Here is an 18768-nt window from a genome sequence, read left to right as displayed (position 1 = left end):
GGAAGGTGGACTGACTTCCATGTCCCAGTGGACTTCGGCAGTGGGGCCGGCTCAGCTCGCCCGTCTCCTCTCCTCGCAGCAGCCGCGCCCCGCGGGCCCCGGCACCCGCCGTCCGCCCGCCTACCGCGCCCTCGCCGACGGCATCCGGCTGCTCGTCCTGGAGGGCCGCGTACCGGTCGCCGCCCGGCTGCCCGCCGAACGTGAACTCGCCCTCTCCCTCTCGGTCAGCCGCACCACGGTCGCCGCCGCCTACGAGGCCCTGCGCTCCGAGGGCTTCCTGGAGTCCCGGCGCGGCGCGGGGAGCTGGACGGCCGTCCCCGCGGGCAACCCGCTGCCCGCGCGCGGCCTGGAACCCCTGCCGCCCGAATCCCTCGGCTCCATGATCGACCTGGGCTGCGCGGCCCTCCCGGCCCCCGAGCCCTGGCTGACCCGGGGCTTCCAGGGTGCCCTGGAGGAACTGCCCCCGTACGCCCACACCCACGGCGACTACCCGGCCGGACTGCCCGCCCTGCGCCAGATGCTCGCCGACCGCTACACCGAGCGCGGCATCCCGACCATGCCCGAGCAGATCATGGTCACCACCGGCGCGATGGGCGCCATCGACGCCATCTGCCACCTCTTCGCCGGGCGCGGCGAGCGGATCGCCGTCGAGTCCCCGTCCTACGCCAACATCCTCCAGTTGATGCGCGAGGCGGGCGCCCGGCTCGTCCCCGTCGCCATGGCCGACGGGCTGGGCGGCTGGGACCTGGCCCGCTGGCGCCAGGTGCTGCGCGAGGCGGCCCCCCGCCTCGCCTATGTCGTCGCGGACTTCCACAACCCGACCGGCGCGCTCGCCGACGAGGACCAGCGCCGCGCCCTGGTCGAGGCGGCCCGCTCGGCCGGCACCGTCCTGGTCGTCGACGAGACCATGTCCGAGCTGCATCTCGACGACGACGTGGAGATGCCCCGCCCGGTCTGCGCCTTCGACCCCGCCGGGTCGACCGTCCTCACCGTGGGCTCGGCGAGCAAGGCGTTCTGGGCGGGCATGCGGATCGGCTGGGTCCGCGCCGCCCCCGACGTGATCCGCTCCCTGGTCGCCGCCCGTGCCTACGCGGACCTGGGCACACCCGTGCTTGAGCAGCTGGGCGTCAACTGGCTGATGCGCACCGGCGGCTGGGACAGCGCGGTGGCCGTGCGGCGCGAGCAGGCACGGGAGAACCGGGACGCCCTGGTCGCCGCCGTGCGCCGGGAGCTGCCGGACTGGGAGTTCACCGTCCCGAGGGGCGGGCTGACCCTGTGGGTGCGCACCGGCGGACTGTCCGGCTCGCGGCTCGCGGAGGTGGGGGAGCGGGTCGGCGTCCGCGTCCCCTCCGGGCCGCGCTTCGGCGTGGACGGCGCCTTCGAGGGGTACGTCCGGCTGCCGTTCACCGTCGGCGGCCCGGTCGCCGACGAGGCGGCGGCCCGGCTGGCGTCGGCGGCGCGCCTGGTGCGCACCGGGGCGTCGACGGGCGCGGAGTCGCCCCGCACCTTCGTGGCCTGACGCGGGTCGGGTCCGTGGGCGCGGCCCCGGCTCCTCGGGGCGCGGCCCCGGCTCCTCGGGGCGCGGCCCCGGCTCCTCGGGGTGCGCGCACGGCGACGGCCGGGGTCCGCGGACTCCGCGGACCCCGGCCGTCGCCGTCTCGTCGTGCCGGTCAGCCCTCCGCCGGCACCGCCGCCACCGGCTTGTGGACGGCGACCGGGGCGGCCTCCCCGTCGTCCTCCCGCCGCTCGTCCGCCGGCCGCCTCTCGTCGTCGGTGGCCTCGCCGGGGTCCGCCGGGAGCAGGGCCAGCACCGCCTGCCGCGGGTCCTCGGCCGTCGCGTCGTCGTACGGGTCGGGTGTCGCCGGGACCTGGAGCCGCAGCACCGGTCCGGTGCCGAGGCGCGCGTAACCCCGGCCCGGGGGGACGTCCGGGGTGGGGGTGGTGGGCGGCCGGTCGCCGAGGACCGCCTCGGCCTGCTCCTCGCCGACCGGGCCGAGGACGACCCGTGCTCGGGTGTGGGTGCGCACCGTCTCGCTCAGTGCGTCGGCGCTGTCGAAGTGCTCGGCGACGACCACGGTGACCTGCACCGCGCGGCCGTGCCGCAGCGGCACCTGAAGGAGTTCCTGCGGGTCCATGTGCCCCTCGGCCGCGGCCAGGTGGCCGAGGACGCCGGGCCGGTCGACGAGGATCCACAGCGGCCGCCGGGTGTCCTCGGGCGCGGGCTGCCCCGCCTGGCGCGCGCGGTTCGCGGCGATCAGCCGGCGCTCCGTCTCGTGCGCCGCCCACTCCAGCTTCGACAGCGCGCCCGCGAGCCCGCACTCGACGGCGACAACACCGGGGCGGCCGGTGAAGCAGGTGTACTCGCCCGTCCCGCTGCCCTCGATGATCAGTACGTCGCCGTGCTGGAGGGCCTGGAGGGCGATGGACCGCAGCAGGGTGGTGGTGCCGCCGCCGGGCTCCCCGAGCGCGAGCAGATGCGGCTCGCCCGAGCGGGGGCCGGTGCGCCACACCACGGGCGGCGCCTGCACGGTCTCCCCGCCGACGACGACGGGAACGGTGCGCGGCACCGCGTCGGCGTCGGTGAAGCCGAGGACCGTCTCGCCGGGCGAGGTGACGAAGTGCTGGGCGGCGACGGCGGTGGACAGGGCGGGCAGCACGCTCATGTCGAGCTGGTTGCCCTCCTCGTCCCACTGGAAGCGGTACTCCCGGCCGCGGCCCGACTTGGCGTGCAGCAGCTTCTCGATCCGGGCCCGGGACGAGGGCTCGGAGTCGGTGAAGTACGCCGGGTAGGTCACGCGCAGCCGGCTGACGCGGCCCTCGTCGTCGAAGGCGTACTGGCTGAAGGCCCTGCTCCACTCACCGCCGTGGGCGAAGAGCGGCGCCGGGTCCCCGTCCGCCGAGAAGTACGGGACAAGGGCCTCGTACAGGGCCCGCAGCCGGGCGATCTCGGCCTCGTCGGGACCGGTCTTCACCGGCACCCGGACGCGGCCCGCCCAGGCGGCCGCGCCCATCACCGTGATCAGGGCGATCAGCGGCCCGTACGGGATGAGCGCGACCACCAGCACGCCGGCCGCCACGAAGAACAGGGTGGGACCACGCCGTTCCTTCGGGGTGGCGGCCCACTTGCTGCGGGCCGTGGCGGCCAGCTTCCGCAGACCACGGCCGACCGTGATCAGCGGATGGAGGACGTCCGTGGCGCTGTCGGCGGCCGTGCGCGCCAGCTCGCGGCTGCGGGCGATCGGTGCGCTGCCGCTGGTCAGAATGCGGGGGAGTGGTCGCCGGGCCACATCTGTCTCCTGGGGTGCTCGTCGGGTCCTACGGGGGTCAGAACTTGATCCCGCCCAGCAACCCGGCGAGGCTCGTGGTGCCTGCCGTGATGCTCGGCGCGATCGCGGTACCCGCGAGGAAGAAGCCGAAGAGCGCGGAGACGAACGCGTGCGAGGCCTTGAGGCCGTCCTTCCGGAAGAAGAGGAAGACGATGATGCCGAGCAGCACGACGCCCGAAATGGACAGGATCATGGGGTTCTCCTGGGTGAGGGGACATTCACCATCAGTTCTTCCATGCTCACGAACGGTATCTATACGACAATGGGTGCAAATGGGTGAAATCCTGGTGTTTTCACCGGAACGGCCCACGGGCGGCGGCGTACCGGCGCGCGTGCCGCCCCGCGACCCGGCACAGTTCCGCACGATCCTGCGGGCCGCGGACCGGGCAGTACCCTGTCGGTTCACTCGCACGGTTCCGGTCGCCGTGCGCCCAGGTCCACGCGGTGAAAGGCGGTCCGTCCGATGAGCGAAGTCCCGGACTCCGAGGTGATCGAGCTGGCGACCAAGGTCTTCGACCTGGCGCGGCGCGGCGAGACCGAGACCCTCGCCGCCTACCTCGACGCCGGCGTCCCGGCCAACCTCACCAACGACAAGGGCGACACCCTCGTCATGCTCGCCGCCTACCACGGACACGCGGCCGCGGTCGAGGCGCTGCTCGCCCGCGGCGCCGAGGCCGACCGGGCCAACGACCGCGGCCAGACCCCGCTCGCCGGAGCCGTCTTCAAGGGCGAGGACGCCGTCATCCGCGCCCTGCTGGCCGGCGGCGCCGATCCGGCGGCCGGAACGCCCTCCGCCGTGGATACCGCGCGGATGTTCGGGAAGGCAGACCTCCTGGAGCTGTTCGACGGCCGCTGAGGCGGCCGCCGCGCACTCCGCCCGCCCACCGGCATCCGCACGGGCCCACCCCGGGCCCGGCCGAGGCCCGCACGGGTCCCGGACGGACCCCCGCGGACCAGGCAGCGGAAGCACCACTTCCCCTTGGCTCCCCCGGGGACCGGGGGAGCGTCGTAAATGTGGTCGCGGTGGCGAAATGGGTGGGTCATCATGACGTCAGCCCTGTCCCGGACCTCATCATCCGGGAATTCCCCCGAGGGCACCGAAGAGAGGCAGAGGACCATGGCTTGCATCGAGCACAGGACGCGTCGGACGACGGGCGGCCCCACATGCTGCTGCGCGGCGTAGGCACACCACTTCCCGGTCGCGTCGACAGCTTGATGTGAGGCACTCACTCCCCATGTTCGATCCAGTCATAGCGCCGAGCGGCACCCTGCTCGGCCTGCTGCAGCGGGGCCGCGGCGACGGCACCCTGCACGCGCTCGCCGCCCCCCGACCCGAAGCGCTCGCGGCGCTCAACCACTGCGTGGTCCACGACCCCCGCCACGACTGGCAGGTCGAGAACCGCTCCCTCTACTACGCACGCCTCTATCTCGACCTCCACGGTTCCCTGGAGGAGATCGAGCGCCACCTGTGCGACGCCGAGGACCACCTCGACACCGCCGAGACCCGCACCGGTCTCGCCCTCGCCGTCCTCGGCCATCTCGCCGCCTACGGCCGCGGCGACGCCCTGGCCCTGCTCCGGCGGTACGCGGCAAACGGCGCCAACTGGGAGTGGGCCCTCGACGAACTCGCCCTCCGCGACGACGACGCCGGACTGCGCGCCCTCGCCGCACCCGTCCTCGCCCGCTTCCCGGCCACCCCCGAGGGCGACGCCGAACTGGCCACCGCCGTGCGGGACGCCTTCGAACCCCGGCCCTGGCGGCTCTGGGCCGAGGACCCCCGCGAGTCCGTGGGCGCCCGGATCCGCGCGGCCCGCGAAGCCGGCTCCTTCGACCGCTGGCAGCGCCAGCTGCGCCCCACCGGCCCCCGGCCCGGCTGGAGCGTGCGTGCGGTGCTCGACTGGGCGGACGAGGGACTGGAGCGCGGCACCGCCCGGCATGTGCCCGCGGCCCGCTGCCTCGCCGCCGTGGCGGGGCCCGAGGACCTGACCGACATCGTGCTCGCGGCCCGCCTCGGCACCGACGGCGCCCGCTCGGCCGCCCTGCACTATCTCGCCGACGCCCAGGAGCCCGTCGTCCTCGACCTCGTCGAGGAGGCGGTGACGGGCGGCTCCCGCGCCGTGGCCGACGCGGCGGTCGCCGCCTTCGAGCGGATGTGCGGCGAAGCCGCCGTGGACCGGGCCCGCGGCTGGGTGCACCGGCCCGACGCCCTCGGGGCCTCCGCCGCCGGTGTCCTCGCCTGCCGGGGCACCGCCGCCGACGCCCCCCTCGTGCTCGGCGCCCTGCGGGAGACCGTCCGTGTCGACGGCCCCGACGCCCCCCTGCTGTGGACCCTCGTCGACGGTGCCGGGCGCCTCGGCATCGCGTGCGCCGCGCCCGTCCTGCGCCACGTCTACCGCGAGACGACCTCCTCCCGTCTCCGCGGCCGTGCGGCCGGGGCGCTCGCCGCCACCGACCCCTCCTTCGCCACCGGCTTCGCCGTCGAGTGCCTCTGGGACTGCGAGGAGACGACCCGCGAGGTCGCCGCCCTGCACGCCGAGACCGGCGATGTGCGCGTCGCCGAACGCCTGCGCCGCCTCGCCGCCGACCCGGCGGAGGAGGACGAGGTGCAGAGCGCGGTGCGCAGCCGCCTCGGTCCGGACATGCCGATGGTGTGACCGGCGGGCCTGCCGTCGCCCCGGCCCGCCCCGCTCCGGTTCAGGCCGGTCGCGGGGCGGTCGCGCGTCCGGCGGCGGGCCTCGGGCGCGGACCGGCTGGGGCGCGGACCGGCTGGGGTGCGGACCGGCTGGGGTGCGGACCGGCTGGGGTGCGGGCGGCGCACGCAACGCTCATGGGACGTTCCCCAGGCGGACAGCTCCCCGTCGGCGCGACCACCCCGGGCGGGACGACAACAGAGACATGCGTGTCGTCATCGTCACCGAGTCCTTCCCTCCCGACGTCAACGGGGTCGCGCACTGCACCCTGCAGACCGCCCGGCACCTCGCCGAGCGCGGTCACGAACCCCTCGTCGTCGCCCCGGACACCGACGGGGCACGGCGGGCCGACGCCCAGGCGCCCTGCCCGGTCGTCCGCGTGCCGTCCGTGCCGCTGCCCGGCTACCCCCAGGTGCGCGTCGCCCTGCCCAACCGCCGGGTCACCGCGGCCGTCGCCGCGCACCGGGCCGACCTCGTCCACCTGGCGAGCCCCTTCGTGCTGGGCGCGCGCGGGATGACCGCAGCCGCCCGGCTCGGGCTGCCCGCCGTCGCCGTCTACCAGACGGACCTGGCGGGGTACGCGCGTACCTACGTCGGCACCGGCGAGAGCGCCGCCTGGCGGCGGATACGGGCCGTGCACGGGGCCGCCGACCGCACCCTGGCGCCCTCCACGGCCGCCGTGCGGGACCTGACCGCGCACGGCGTCGACCGGGTCCACCTCTGGCCCCGGGGCGTCGACACCGCCCGCTTCCGGCCGCAGCGGCGGGACGAGCGGCTGCGGAGCGGGATCGCCTGGCGCGGCGAGACGATCGTCGGCTACATAGGACGCCTCGCGCAGGAGAAGCACATCGAACTCCTCGCCGGGGTCTGCGAGCTGCCCGGCGTCCGCCTGGTCGTCGTCGGGGACGGCCCGACCGGTCCGGCCCTGCGCGCCGCCCTCCCCGGCGCCCTCTTCCTGGGCCGGCTCACGGGCGAGGCGCTGGCTCGGATCCACGCCTCGCTGGACGTGTTCGTGCACACCGGCCCGTACGAGACCTTCTGCCAGACCGTCCAGGAGGCCATGGCGAGCGGGGTGCCGGTCGTCGCGCCGGCCGCCGGCGGGCCGCTCGACCTGGTCGAGCACGGCCGCACCGGGCTGCTCGTCCCGCCGCACGACGCCCCGGCGGTGCGGGACGCGGTCGCCGTCCTGGCCGCCGACCCCGCGCTGCGCGCCGCGTACGGGCGGGCCGGGCGCGCGGCGGTGGAGGGCCGTACCTGGGATGTCGTCGGCGACCGGCTCCTGGACCACTACGCCGAGGTCGTCGGGGCGCGGGCGGCGGTGGCGGCGGCCTGACGCACCCGCCACGGGCCGGTCGGGCGGCGGGGGCGAAGGGTGCGGTAGGCCGAGCGGCCGGGCGGACGGTCCGGTCGAGGGGCCGCGGTGGCCGGTCGAAGGGTGCGGTGCCGTCCGGCGGCGGGAGAATGAGGGCATGGCCGGGCGCTGGGAGTTCTGGGTCGACCGTGGTGGCACCTTCACCGACATCGTGGGCCGGCGGCCCGACGGGCGGCTGGTGAGCCGCAAGCTGCTGTCGCACGATCCCGGCCGCCGCCGGGACGCCGCCGTCGAGGGAATCCGGCTGCTGCTGGACGTCCCGGAGGGGGCGCCCGTGCCCGCGGACCGGGTGGCCTCGGTCCGGATGGGGACCACCGTCGCCACCAACGCGCTGCTGGAGCGGCGCGGCGAACCGACCGTCCTGGTGATCACCGAGGGCTTCCGGGACGCGCTGCGGATCGCGTACCAGAACCGGCCCCGGATCTTCGACCGGCACATCGTGCTGCCGGAGGCCGTCCACGAGCGGGTCGTCGAGGTGCCCGAACGCGTCGACGCGCACGGCCGGACCGTCCGCCCGCTCGACGAGGACGCCGTCGTCGAGCGCCTGGCCGCCGCCCGCGCGGACGGCCTCACCTCGGCCGCCGTCGTCCTGGTGCACGGCTACCGCCACCCCGGGCACGAGCGCCGGGTCGCCGCGATCGCCGGCCGGCTCGGGTTCACCCAGGTGAGCTGCTCGCACGAGGTCAGCCCGCTGATCAAGCTCGTCCCCCGGGGCGACACCACCGTGGTCGACGCCTATCTCACCCCCGTGCTGCGGCGCTATGTCGACGAGGTGGCCGCCGAACTGCGCGGTATCCGGCTGATGTTCATGCAGTCCAACGGCGGGCTGCGCGAGGCGGACCACTTCCGCGGCAAGGACGCCGTGCTGTCCGGGCCGGCCGGTGGTGTGGTCGGCATGGCGCGGACCTCGGCCCGGGCCGGGTACGAGCGGGTCGTCGGCTTCGACATGGGCGGCACCTCCACCGATGTGTCGCACTACGCGGGCGAGTTCGAGCGGGAACTCGGCACACAGGTCGCGGGGGTGCGGATGCGGGCGCCGATGATGAGCATCCACACCGTCGCCGCCGGCGGCGGGTCCGTGCTCCACTTCGACGGCCGCCGCTACCGCGTGGGCCCCGACTCGGCGGGCGCCGTCCCCGGGCCCGCCTGCTACCGGCGCGACGGCCCGCTCACCGTCACCGACGCCAATGTGATGCTGGGACGCGTCCAGCCCGGCCACTTCCCGGCCGTGTTCGGCCCGGACGGGGACCAGCCGCTGGACGCGGAGACCGTACGCGCCCGCTTCACCGACCTCGCCGCCGAGGTCGGCCGCGCGACCGGCACCCCGCGCACCCCCGAGGACGTCGCCGCGGGGTTCCTGGAGATCGCGGTGCTCAACATGGCGAACGCCGTCAAGAAGATCTCCGTCCAGCGCGGCCACGACATCACCCGCTACGCCCTCACCTCCTTCGGCGGCGCGGGCGGGCAGCATGCCTGCGCGGTCGCCGACGCGCTCGGCGTGGACACAGTCCTCGTGCCGCCGCTCGCCGGGGTCCTCTCCGCGTACGGGATCGGGCTCGCCGACGCCACCGCCATGCGGGAGCAGTCCGTCGAGGCCGAACTGGACGAGGAGAGCGCCGGGCGGGTGCGCGGACTGTGCGACCGGCTCGCCGAGGAGACCCGCGGCGAACTCCTCGCCGACGGCGTCCCGGACGAGGCGATCACCACCCGGGCGCGGGTCCTGCTGCGCTACGCGGGCACCGACGCGAGCCTGCCGGTCCCGCTGGGCGGGGCCGCGGGGATGCGCGCGGCCTTCGAGGAACTGCACCGCGCCCGCTATGCGTTCACGACGGAGAAGCCCGTGGTGGTGGAGGCGGTGTCGGTGGAGGCGATCGGGGCGGCGGACGAGGGGCGGGGCGGGGGTGAGGGCAGGGGCTCTCCGGTGGTGGGGGCGGGGCCGGGAGGGGGCTCCGTGGCCGGTCGGGGGGCGGACGGCGTGGGCCGTCCCGTCCCGGGTGGCGCGGCCGAGCAGGTGCGGATGCATGTCGCGGGGGAGTCGCGCACGGTGCCCCTCGTCCGGCGCGACGCACTGCGTGCCGGGGACGAACTCACCGGGCCCGCCGTCGTCGCCGAGGCGGACGCGACGACCGTCGTCGACGCGGGCTGGCGCGCGGTCGCCGGGGAAGCCGGGCACCTGATCCTGCACCGGGCCGAGCCACGGCCCGGCCGCACCGCCGCCGGCACCGAGGTCGACCCCGTCCTCCTGGAGGTCTTCAACAATCTCTTCATGTCGATCGCCGAACAGATGGGCGTGCGCCTGGAGAACACCGCGCACTCCGTCAACATCAAGGAACGGCTCGACTTCTCCTGCGCCCTCTTCGACGCGGACGGCAACCTGATCGCCAACGCGCCCCATATCCCCGTCCACCTCGGGTCCATGGGCGAGTCCATCAAGGAGGTGCTGCGCCGGAACGAGGGGCGGATGCGGCCCGGGGACGTCTACGCGATCAACGACCCGTACCACGGCGGCACCCATCTGCCGGATGTCACCGTGGTGACACCGGTCTTCGACGGGGACGCCCTGCGCTTCCTCGTCGCCTCGCGCGGGCACCACGCGGAGATCGGCGGCATCACCCCCGGGTCCATGCCCGCGTTCAGCCGGACCGTGGAGGAGGAGGGGGTCCTCTTCGACAACTGGCTGCTCGTCAGGGACGGGCGGCTCCGCGAGGAGGAGACCCGGGAACTGCTCGCCGCGGCCCGCCACCCCTCCCGCGCACCGGACACCAACCTCGCGGACCTGCGTGCCCAGATCGCGGCGAACGAGAAGGGCATCGCCGAACTCCGGCGCATCACGGAGGAGTTCGGCCTCGACGTCGTCCAGGCATATATGCGGCACGTGCGCGACAACGCCGAGGAGTCCGTCCGGCGGATCGTCGCCGGGCTCAGCGACGGGGAGTACCGCTATGAGACCGACGGCGGCGCGGTGATCCGGGTCGCGGTGCGGGTGGACCGGGCGGCGCGGTCCGCCGTCATCGACTTCACGGGCACCTCGCCCCAGCGGCCGGGGAACGACAACGCCCCCTCCTCGGTGGTCATGGCCGCCGTGCTGTATGTCTTCCGGACCCTCGTCGGGGAGGACATCCCGCTCAACAGCGGCTGTCTGGAGCCGCTGGACGTCCGGATCCCGGAGGGCTCGATGCTGGCGCCCGTCTATCCGGCCGCGACCGTCGCGGGCAATGTGGAGACCTCCCAGGCGGTCACCGGCGCGCTCTACGCGGCGCTGGGCGTGCAGGCGGAGGGCTCGGGGACGATGAACAACCTCACCTTCGGCAACGACCGGGTGCAGTACTACGAGACGATCGCTTCCGGGGCGGGGGCAGGCGGGGACTTCGACGGCGCGGACGCGGTGCAGACCCATATGACCAACTCCCGGCTCACCGACCCGGAGGTCCTGGAGTGGCGCCATCCGGTACGGGTGGACTCCTTCCGGCTGCGCACGGGCAGCGGCGGACGGGGGCACCGGCACGGCGGCGACGGCGTCGTCCGGGAGATCCGCTTCCTGGAGCCCATGACCGTCACCCTGCTCACCGGGCACCGGAGGGTCGCCCCGTACGGGATGGCGGGCGGGGAGCCGGGTGCCCTCGGCGAGAACCGGGTGATGAGGGCGGACGGCCGCACGGAGCGGCTGGAGGGCGTCGACACGGTGGAGGTCGGGCCGGGGGACGTCCTCGTCGTCAGCACACCCGGGGGCGGCGGCTACGGGACCCCGCCGCCCCCGGGTGACGGGGCGGGGGCGACCGCGTCCGGGACGATCTGAGCCCTGAGCCCTGAGCTCCCGGAGTCCGCTGGGCCCGGGGGCTCGCGAGCGGCTGCGGGCGGGGCGCGGGTGCGGGCGGCGCGGGCCGGGGCCCGGTGGCGTCAGCGGCGCACCGGGACGAAGCGGACCGGCGTCCCCGGGACGGCCTGGGCCGCCGCCGGGAGGTCGCGGTCGTCGACCACTCCCACCACCGGGTATCCGCCGGTCGTCGGGTGGTCGGCGAGGAAGACCACGGGGCGGCCGTCGGGCGGCACCTGAACCGCGCCCAGCACCATGCCCTCGCTGGGCAGTTCACCCGGAACGGACCGCTCCAGCGGGGGCCCCTCCGTGCGCAGGCCGATGCGGTTGCTCGCCGAGGACACCCGGTACCCGGGCCCGGCCAGGGTCCGTAGCGCGCCCGGGGTGAACCAGTCGTCGCGCGGGCCCGGCCTCAGCCGCAGGACCAGTTCGGCGGGTGGGGCGGGCCACGGGACCGGCGCGTCGAGCCGGGCCGGGGGACCGGACGGCGGGCCGAGCGGCAGCACCGCGCCGTCCGTGAGCGGCGCCGGGCCCAGCCCGGACAGCAGGTCCGTCGACCGGCTGCCCAGCACCGGGTCCACGGCGATGCCACCGGCGAACGCCAGGTACGAGCGGACCCCGCGCACCGCCGGGCCCACCGCGAGGACGGCGCCGGCCGGGACCCGCAGGGGCGCTCCCCACGGCGCCGGGCGCCCGTCCACCATCACCGCGCACGGCGCACCGCCGACGGCGACCACCGCGGGCCCCCGCAGCCGGACCGCGCAGCCGCTGAGCGTGGTCTCCAGGACCGCCGCGTCCTGCGGGTTCCCGACGAGTCGGTTCGCCAGCCGGGCCGAGGGGCCGTCGAGCGCTCCCGAGCGGGGCACCCCGAGGTGGGCGTGGCCCGGACGGCCCGCGTCCTGCACGGTCGTCAGCGCACCCGCCCGCACCACGGCGAGAGCCCGGTCCGTCACCGGCCCACCGCCGTGAAGCGCACCCGGGTGCCCGGCGTCAGCAGGGCCGCGGGCTCCCGCGCCGGGTCCCACAGCACCGTGTCCGTGGCGCCGATCAACTGCCAGCCGCCGGGCGAGGACCGCGGGTACACGCCCGTGAACTCGCCCGCCAGCGCCAGCGATCCGGCCGGGACCACCGTGCGCGGGGTCGGCCTCCTGGGCACCGCCAGCCCGGCCGGCAGCCCGGTCAGGTAGGCGAAGCCGGGAGCGAACCCGCAGAACGCCACACGGAACGTCAGGGACGTGTGCCTGCGCACCGCCTCGTCCACCCCTACGCCCCACAGCTCCGCGACCTCGGGCAGGTCCGGGCCGTCGTAGTGGACGGGTATCTCTACCACGCCCGCCGTGCCCCGGTCCGGGTCGGGTATCTCCCAGCCGGCCAGCTCGCGGGCGAGCCCGGCGGGATCGTCCACCCCGTCCAGGAGGACGGTCCGCGCGGCGGGCACGACCTCGCGTACCGGCGGCAGCAGCCCGGCCCCACGACGGCGCAGCACCTCGGCATGGAAGGCGGCCGTCTCGGCGGCGCCCGCCAGCTCGACGAGCAGCGCCCGGTCGCCGACGGGCAGGGTGCGCACGGGCCCGCCCGGGCCGGATGGGGGCGCCGCCGCCCCGTGCACGGTCATACGAACGCCTCCACCGCGACACCGGCCGTCTCCAGCTCGCCGCGGACCTGCCGGGCGAGGGCCACCGCCCCGGGGGTGTCCCCGTGCAGGCACAAGGACCGGGCACGCACCTCCACGGACCGTCCGCAGACCGAGGTGACCACCCCGAACCGGGCCATGCCCACCGAGCGTTCGACGACCGCCGCCGCGTCGCTGATCACCGCGCCGTCCCGGCCGCGCGGCACAAGGGTGCCCTCCGCCGTGTACCCGCGGTCCGCGAAAGCCTCCGGGACGACCGCGAGCCGCTCCTTCTCGGCCGCCGCGTGGAGCCGCGATCCGGGCAGGCCGAGCACGGGCAGCTGCTCCCCGGCGAGCAGCACCCCCGCCACCACGGCCGCGGCCTGCTCCTCGTCGTGCACGACCCGGTTGTACAGCGCCCCGTGCGGCTTCACATAGGAGACCCGTGACCCGGCGGCCCGGGCGAACACCGCCAACGCGCCTATCTGATAGGCGATCTCGGCGGCCAGCTCGTCCGGCGGGACGTCCATCGCGCGGCGGCCGAAGCCGGCCAGATCGCGATAGGACACCTGGGCGCCTATCCGTACCCCGTGCGCCACGGCGAGTTCGCAGACCCGGCGCATGGTGACCGCGTCACCGGCGTGGAAGCCGCAGGCGACATTGGCGCTGGTGACCACCGACAGCAGTTGCTCGTCGTCGGTGAGCCGCCAGCGGCCGAACCCCTCGCCGAGGTCGGCGTTCAGGTCGATGGCTCTCACAGCAGTTCCTTTCCGCGGGTCTCCGGCAGCCCGGCCAGCGCCAGGGCCGCCAGGCCGTAGCCCGCGGCGCCGAGGACGAGGGCCCCGCCCACTCCCCAGCTGTCGGAGAGGAAGCCCACCAGCGTCGGCAGGAAGGCGCCCACGGCACGGCCGCTGTTGTAGGTGAAGCCCTGCCCGGTGCCGCGCACGGCCGTCGGGTACAGCTCGCTCAGATACGACCCGAAGCCGCTGAAGATGGCCGACATACAGAAGCCCAGCGGGAATCCGAGCACCAGCAGCAGCGAGTTCGACCCGGCCGGGATGTTGGTGTAGGCCAGGATGCCGGCCGCCGACAGGGCGGCGAAGAGCAGGATGTTGTTCTTCCGGCCGATCAGGTCCGTCAGATACCCGCCGGTGAGGTAGCCGATGAAGGCGCCGGATATGAGAAAGGCCAGATATCCGCCCGTGCCCACGACGGTCAGCTCGCGCTCGGTCTTCAGATAGGTCGGCACCCATGTGGCCAGGGTGTAGTACCCGCCCTGCACGCCGGTGGAGAGCAGGGTCGCGAAGACGGTGACCCGCAGCAGGTCCTTGCGGAAGATCGCCGAGAACGAACCGCGGTGCGCGCTGGTGCGACGCTGCTCGGCGGCGCCCGGTGCGTCGCTGACGTTCCGCCGCACGTAGACGATCAGCAGCGCCGGGAGAGCGCCCGTCCAGAACATCACGCGCCACGCCGTGTCCGGGTCCAGGAAGTGGAAGACCAGGGTGTAGACGAGGACGGCGAGGGCCCAGCCGGCCGCCCAGGCGCTCTGCACCGCGCCGAGGGTGCGCCCCCGGTGCTGGGCGGTGGCGTACTCCGCGACGAGGATCGCCCCGACCGCCCACTCACCGCCGAAGCCGAGCCCCTGGAGGGCGCGGAAGACCAGCAGGGTCTCGTAGTTGGGCGCGAAACCGCAGAGCACGGTGAAGACCGCGTAGGTGACGACCGTGATCAGCAGCGCTTTGACCCGGCCTATCCGGTCGGCGAGGATCCCGGCGAGGGCGCCGCCTATCGCGGAGACGACCAGCGTCACGGTGGTGAGCAGGCCCGTCTGCCCGTTGTCCAGGCTGAAGTAGGCGGAGATCGCCACCATGCTCAGCGGCAGGGTGAAGTAGTCGTACGAATCGAGGGCGTACCCGCCGAACGCGCCGCCGAAGGCCCGGCGGCCCCGCGGGCCGAGCGAGCGGAGCCATGCGAACGCGCCGGTGTCCTCGGGGCGTTCGTCGTGGACCGGCTGTGCCTTGGTCGTACTCATCTGCACCTCGCTGGGTGGGGAGGGACGCACGGGGAGTGCCGTCGGCGGACCCAGCGGTGGGGCGCGTGTCCGGTCCGCTCCGGGCGGTGACGTCAACGTAGGGGATTGTTGAACGATCCGACAAGGGGCGCACGGGAGCGTTCCGGCTTCTACGATGTACGCCTGTGCGCCGGTTCGAGCCGACCGGGGCGGGAAAAGAGGGGTGTTGTGGGGACGACGGAGCCCGTCCGCGGGGATCTGGCCGACGACCGGCACCTGTTGGGGCGTACCAGCACGGCCGAGCGGGTCGCGGACATCCTGCGCACCCGGATCGCCGAGGGCTACTTCCCGCCCGGGGAACGCCTCTCCGAGGAGGCGATCGGGAGGGCGCTCGGTGTCTCCCGCAACACCCTGCGCGAGGCGTTCCGGCTCCTCACGCACGAGCGGCTGCTGGTGCACCAGCTGAACCGCGGGGTCTTCGTGCGGATGCTCGCGGTCGAGGACGTCGAGGACATCTACCGCATCCGCCAGCTCGTGGAGTGCGCCGTCGTCCAGGGGCTCGGCGACCCGCCCTACCCGCTCGACGCGCTCGACGCGGCGGTCGCGGGCGGCGAGCGGTCCGCCCGCGAGCGGGACTGGCAAGGCGTCTCCACCGCCAACATCCACTTCCACAGCGAACTCGTCGCCCTGGCGGGCAGCGCGCGCACCGACGAACTGATGCGGGGGGTCCTGGCGGAACTCCGCCTCGCGTTCCACGTGGTGGACGACCCGCGCGCCCTCCACGACCCCTACCTGGTCCGCAACCGCGAGATCGTCGAGGCCCTGCGCGCCGGCGAGCGCACCGAGGCGGAACGCCTCCTCTCCGCCTACCTCGACGACTCCCGCGCCCGCCTCGTCGCCGCGTACGGGGACCGCGTCGCGGAGGAGCGGTGGTAGGCGCGGGGGCGCCCGGTCGCCCGGCGGGGCGCGCGCCGCGGGTGCGCTCCCCTTCGGTAGCAGCGGGGGCCGGTCCGCCCTGGCGGCCCCGTCCCGGTGGGCCCGGGGGGTTGGGACTCCCGTCCCTGCGGTGCCGGGCGGCCGGCGGGTCCGGGCCGGCCCCAGCGTGCGCTGGCCCCGGAGCCCGCGGGCAGCGGCGCCGCGCCGTCGCCCCGGGCTCCGGGGGCGCCGGCCCCCGGGAGCCCCCGGCCCCCGGGGCATCTGCGTCGTTTCGACCGTTGTCACTGCGAGGACCTAATCTGTGCAGCGTGACTTCGCCTGCACCGACGGAATTCGTTCCGCCCCAGCTCAGCGCGGGGCCGCGCCCCGCTCCGGGGCCGGCCGCCGACGAAGGGCTGGCGCGGCGGCTCCGGGCGCTCGCGTGCACCGCGCCGCTGCACGATCTGGACGTGCGCAAGGCCAACCTCGCCGGTGAGTACTCGGTGTACGCGATGGCCGAGGTCGCCCTCGCCGCGATCGACCTCGTCACCCTCCACATGGACTTCGACACCGGCGCCGACCACGAGCAGATAGTGGCCAGGCTCGTCCCGCGCGTCGCCGCCCAGGCTCCGGCCCGCCCGCAGGCGGAGCACGAGCGCGTGGCCCGCTGGGTCCTGGAGAACCTGATCAACGTCGGCAGCGTGGACCGCGGATTCCGCGCCGTGTACGGCACCTTCGGCCCCGACGGCGTCTACACCCGCCGCGACTACGACTTCAAGCTCGTCGAGGAGGTCCCCGGCCACGGCGGCAGCGTCTATCTGCGTACCACCGACGAGGCGGTCAACGTCCTCGTCGGCGCGCTCGACACCGACGTCACCAGCGCCCAGATCGCCGCCGAGGTGAAGCTGGAGATCCTGATCAGCCGCGGCCGCCTCGCCGACGCGCAGCTCGCCGCCGAGCAGGCGCGCTACCGCACCGTGCAGTACTCGGAGACCCTGCGCCGCACCCTGGAGGCCACCCGGCGCAACGTCCGCGCGGTCGACTGGCTCAACACCGTGCCCGACATGATCGCCGAGGCGCTGGACCACGTCGCCGACCGGTACCGCCACGAGAACGCGATCCTGACCAACATCCGCAGGGCGCGCGACGAGGCGGAGGCCGGCTCGGACGCCAAGCTCGCCGACCACAAGCGCCGCGCGGCCGAGCTCGTCGACATCGTCAAGGACTGCATCCGCCGCCACACCCAGCTCCAGGCCCGGCTGCTGGAGGCCGGGCCGCTGTTCCGCGCCGAGCAGGACCGCCAGGCCTTCGCCCGTCCCACCGCAGAAACCGGCCTCGATGTGTACGGGCAGCTGCTGGCGCCCGTGCTGCCGCTGCCCGTGGCCTCCGCCACCCGCGTCACCGACGCCTTCTTCGCCCGCGGCACCGGTCTGCGCACCCCCTCCGCCGTGCGCGTCGGCGACCTGGTGGACCTGCTGCTCACCCCGCCCGTGGAGCGGGAGCACCTGGGCGCGGAGATGCCCGAGCCCGATCTGATCGCCACCCCGGACGACAGCCGCTTCAGCGAGGAGCAGCTCGCGAGCGCCATGGAGCTGCTCGACCTGGAGCACGACGCGCCCCGCCGCCTCTCCGGTCTGCTGGCCGAGGCCCGCCTGCGCGACCCCGACCTGCCCTATCTTGTCGCCCTGCTGGCCGTCCACGCGGCCAGCCCGCCGGTCGGCACGGCCTACCGCCAGGGCGAGCGGCGCCTGCTGTTCGCCGTGGACGACGGCACCCGGCTCGACGACCCCGAGTTCGGCGGCGCCGATCTGATCGTCGGCACGGCCCTGCTGGACGCGGCGGGCATGGCCGCGGACCGGTCGGAGGGAGGCGCATGACGAGCGCAGCCGTCCGACCGCCGGCCCCGGCACCCGCAACCCCGGACGCCCGCCCCGCGATCCGGTCCGCCCGCCCCGCGCCCCCGGAGCGCGCCCCCGCGACCCCCTCCGGTACGACCACCACCCCCGAGGAGCACCACCCGTGAGCGACCACTCCGCCGAGCACCCCGGTGCCTGGAGCGACCCGGTCACCCCTCAGGGGCCCCCGGCCGGACCGATCTCGACGGCCGGCGGCGCCACCGGCTCCGTCACCCCCGCCGACGCGGCCGACGCCGCCCGTCTCGTCTCCTTCGGCCTCCAGCCCAGGCTCCAGCCCGCCCGGGACGCCGAATACGGCGACCTGCTCCGCCGCTACCGCGAGGACGGCGCCTTCGCCCGCCTCGCCGACGCCGTCGCCACCGGCCTCGGCCTCGTCGTGCTGGAGGTCTCGCCCCGGGCCGGCATGGCCGTCACCGCCGCCGAGGACTCCGTCTTCGCCGTCCGCATGGGCGACTACGCGCGCCGCGCCTCCTCCGACTCCGCCGACCGCTTCCTGCACGGCCTCGCCCACCTGGCCGTCGCCGCCATGGCCTTCCCCCGCCCCGAGGACCTGGCCGACGACGGCTACATCGGCCGGATCACCGTCAACGGCGTGGACGCCTTCGTCCGCCAGGCCTGCCGCCGCCTGGAGGAGCGGGCCGAGGAGGAGGGACGGAACACCGACCCCGCCACCGACGCCCCCGGCCTCGAATCCGCCTGGCGGGTCTGGGCCCGCCGCAGCGCCACCGGCGCGACCAAGGACGCCCGCCGGCTCGCCGGCTCCACCACGGGCATCGTCGGGAAGGCCGTCGGCTTCCTCACCGACTCGGGTTTCCTCCAGCGCACCGGGGACGACTCCGGCGGCACCTACCGGACCACCGCCCGCTACCAGCTCCAGGTCCGAGACATGGCCGGCAGCGCGGCCATGGCCGAACTGCTGGAGCTGGGGGTGGTCCCGGTGAGCGACGGCAGCGCCACCCTGGTGGCTCCCCCCGACGGCGACGACCTGGAGCTGGCCGCCGACGCCGGCCTCCCCTTCCACGCCTGACCGTCACCGCCGACGACGCCGCCACGACGGACGAACCCGCCACGGCAGACGCCGTCACGACAGACGAAGCCGTCACCCAGACGAA

15 protein-coding genes are annotated in these 18768 nt (G+C 75.3%); 9 read left to right on the top strand and 6 right to left on the bottom strand.

Annotation, left to right across the window (positions count from 1 at the left end; all coding sequences use genetic code 11):
- Positions 1-19 precede the first annotated feature (19 nt).
- Positions 20-1519, top strand: a complete 1500-nt coding sequence (locus ABZ457_RS08230) for a PLP-dependent aminotransferase family protein (protein ID WP_359155221.1) — start codon at positions 20-22, stop codon at positions 1517-1519.
- A gap of 151 nt (positions 1520-1670) precedes the next feature.
- On the opposite strand, the gene ABZ457_RS08225 is transcribed toward ABZ457_RS08230, so the two are convergent.
- Both ABZ457_RS08225 and ABZ457_RS08220 read right to left on the bottom strand, forming a co-directional pair.
- A complete protein-coding gene (locus tag ABZ457_RS08225; protein ID WP_359155219.1) occupies positions 1671-3287 on the bottom strand; it encodes a hypothetical protein in 1617 nt (538 codons plus the stop codon).
- A 37-nt stretch (positions 3288-3324) separates the two neighbouring features.
- On the bottom strand, positions 3325-3519 hold the full coding sequence (locus tag ABZ457_RS08220) for a hypothetical protein (protein WP_018850156.1): 195 nt from the start codon (positions 3517-3519) through the stop codon (positions 3325-3327).
- 270 nt (positions 3520-3789) lie between these two features.
- Here ABZ457_RS08220 and ABZ457_RS08215 point away from each other — a divergent pair, with 270 nt between their 5' ends.
- The 4 genes from ABZ457_RS08215 to ABZ457_RS08200 all read left to right on the top strand — a co-directional run bounded on the left by ABZ457_RS08215 (position 3790) and on the right by ABZ457_RS08200 (position 11184).
- Entirely contained in the window at positions 3790-4182 is a 393-nt protein-coding gene (locus ABZ457_RS08215) for an ankyrin repeat domain-containing protein (RefSeq protein WP_359155216.1), read from the top strand.
- A gap of 379 nt (positions 4183-4561) precedes the next feature.
- Complete coding sequence (locus ABZ457_RS08210; RefSeq protein WP_359155214.1) at positions 4562-5980, top strand: HEAT repeat domain-containing protein; 1419 nt, start codon at positions 4562-4564, stop codon at positions 5978-5980.
- Between the two features lie 241 nt (positions 5981-6221).
- Positions 6222-7349 carry a glycosyltransferase family 1 protein gene (locus tag ABZ457_RS08205; protein WP_359155211.1) on the top strand — a complete coding sequence of 376 codons (1128 nt, stop codon included), beginning with the start codon at positions 6222-6224 and terminating at the stop codon, positions 7347-7349.
- Positions 7350-7485: 136 nt separating this feature from the next.
- A complete protein-coding gene (locus ABZ457_RS08200; RefSeq protein WP_359155209.1) occupies positions 7486-11184 on the top strand; it encodes a hydantoinase B/oxoprolinase family protein in 3699 nt (1232 codons plus the stop codon).
- A 101-nt stretch (positions 11185-11285) separates the two neighbouring features.
- Here ABZ457_RS08200 and ABZ457_RS08195 read toward each other — a convergent pair whose 3' ends face one another.
- Genes ABZ457_RS08195 through ABZ457_RS08180 form a run of 4 tightly spaced genes read right to left on the bottom strand, consistent with a single transcriptional unit; the run spans position 11286 to position 14846 of the window.
- Positions 11286-12155 (bottom strand): biotin-dependent carboxyltransferase family protein, encoded by an 870-nt coding sequence (locus tag ABZ457_RS08195; protein ID WP_359155207.1) that lies wholly within the window; start codon positions 12153-12155, stop codon positions 11286-11288.
- Positions 12152-12817 carry an allophanate hydrolase subunit 1 gene (locus ABZ457_RS08190; RefSeq protein ID WP_359155205.1) on the bottom strand — a complete coding sequence of 222 codons (666 nt, stop codon included), beginning with the start codon at positions 12815-12817 and terminating at the stop codon, positions 12152-12154. Before ABZ457_RS08190 ends, ABZ457_RS08195 begins: the two co-directional genes overlap by 4 nt.
- On the bottom strand, positions 12814-13572 hold the full coding sequence (locus tag ABZ457_RS08185; protein ID WP_359155202.1) for a 5-oxoprolinase subunit PxpA: 759 nt from the start codon (positions 13570-13572) through the stop codon (positions 12814-12816). Before ABZ457_RS08185 ends, ABZ457_RS08190 begins: the two co-directional genes overlap by 4 nt.
- Complete coding sequence (locus ABZ457_RS08180; protein WP_359155200.1) at positions 13569-14846, bottom strand: MFS transporter; 1278 nt, start codon at positions 14844-14846, stop codon at positions 13569-13571. Before ABZ457_RS08180 ends, ABZ457_RS08185 begins: the two co-directional genes overlap by 4 nt.
- Before the next feature lie 207 nt (positions 14847-15053).
- On the opposite strand from ABZ457_RS08180, the gene ABZ457_RS08175 reads away from it, so the two are divergent.
- From ABZ457_RS08175 to ABZ457_RS08160, 4 genes are all read left to right on the top strand, one after another.
- On the top strand, positions 15054-15761 hold the full coding sequence (locus ABZ457_RS08175; protein ID WP_359155198.1) for a GntR family transcriptional regulator: 708 nt from the start codon (positions 15054-15056) through the stop codon (positions 15759-15761).
- A gap of 308 nt (positions 15762-16069) precedes the next feature.
- A complete protein-coding gene (locus ABZ457_RS08170) occupies positions 16070-17617 on the top strand; it encodes a hypothetical protein (RefSeq protein WP_359155196.1) in 1548 nt (515 codons plus the stop codon).
- On the top strand, positions 17614-17763 hold the full coding sequence (locus ABZ457_RS08165; RefSeq protein ID WP_359155194.1) for a hypothetical protein: 150 nt from the start codon (positions 17614-17616) through the stop codon (positions 17761-17763). Before ABZ457_RS08170 ends, ABZ457_RS08165 begins: the two co-directional genes overlap by 4 nt.
- Positions 17760-18683 carry a hypothetical protein gene (locus ABZ457_RS08160; RefSeq protein ID WP_359155192.1) on the top strand — a complete coding sequence of 308 codons (924 nt, stop codon included), beginning with the start codon at positions 17760-17762 and terminating at the stop codon, positions 18681-18683. Before ABZ457_RS08165 ends, ABZ457_RS08160 begins: the two co-directional genes overlap by 4 nt.
- The last annotated feature ends 85 nt before the right edge of the window (positions 18684-18768 follow it).

It is taken from the genome of Streptomyces sp. NPDC005805 (assembly GCF_040630445.1).
In the GTDB taxonomy this organism is placed as follows: domain Bacteria; phylum Actinomycetota; class Actinomycetes; order Streptomycetales; family Streptomycetaceae; genus Streptomyces.
Note: the sequence above shows the minus strand (reverse complement) of the source record. Positions and strands in the feature narration are given on the sequence as shown.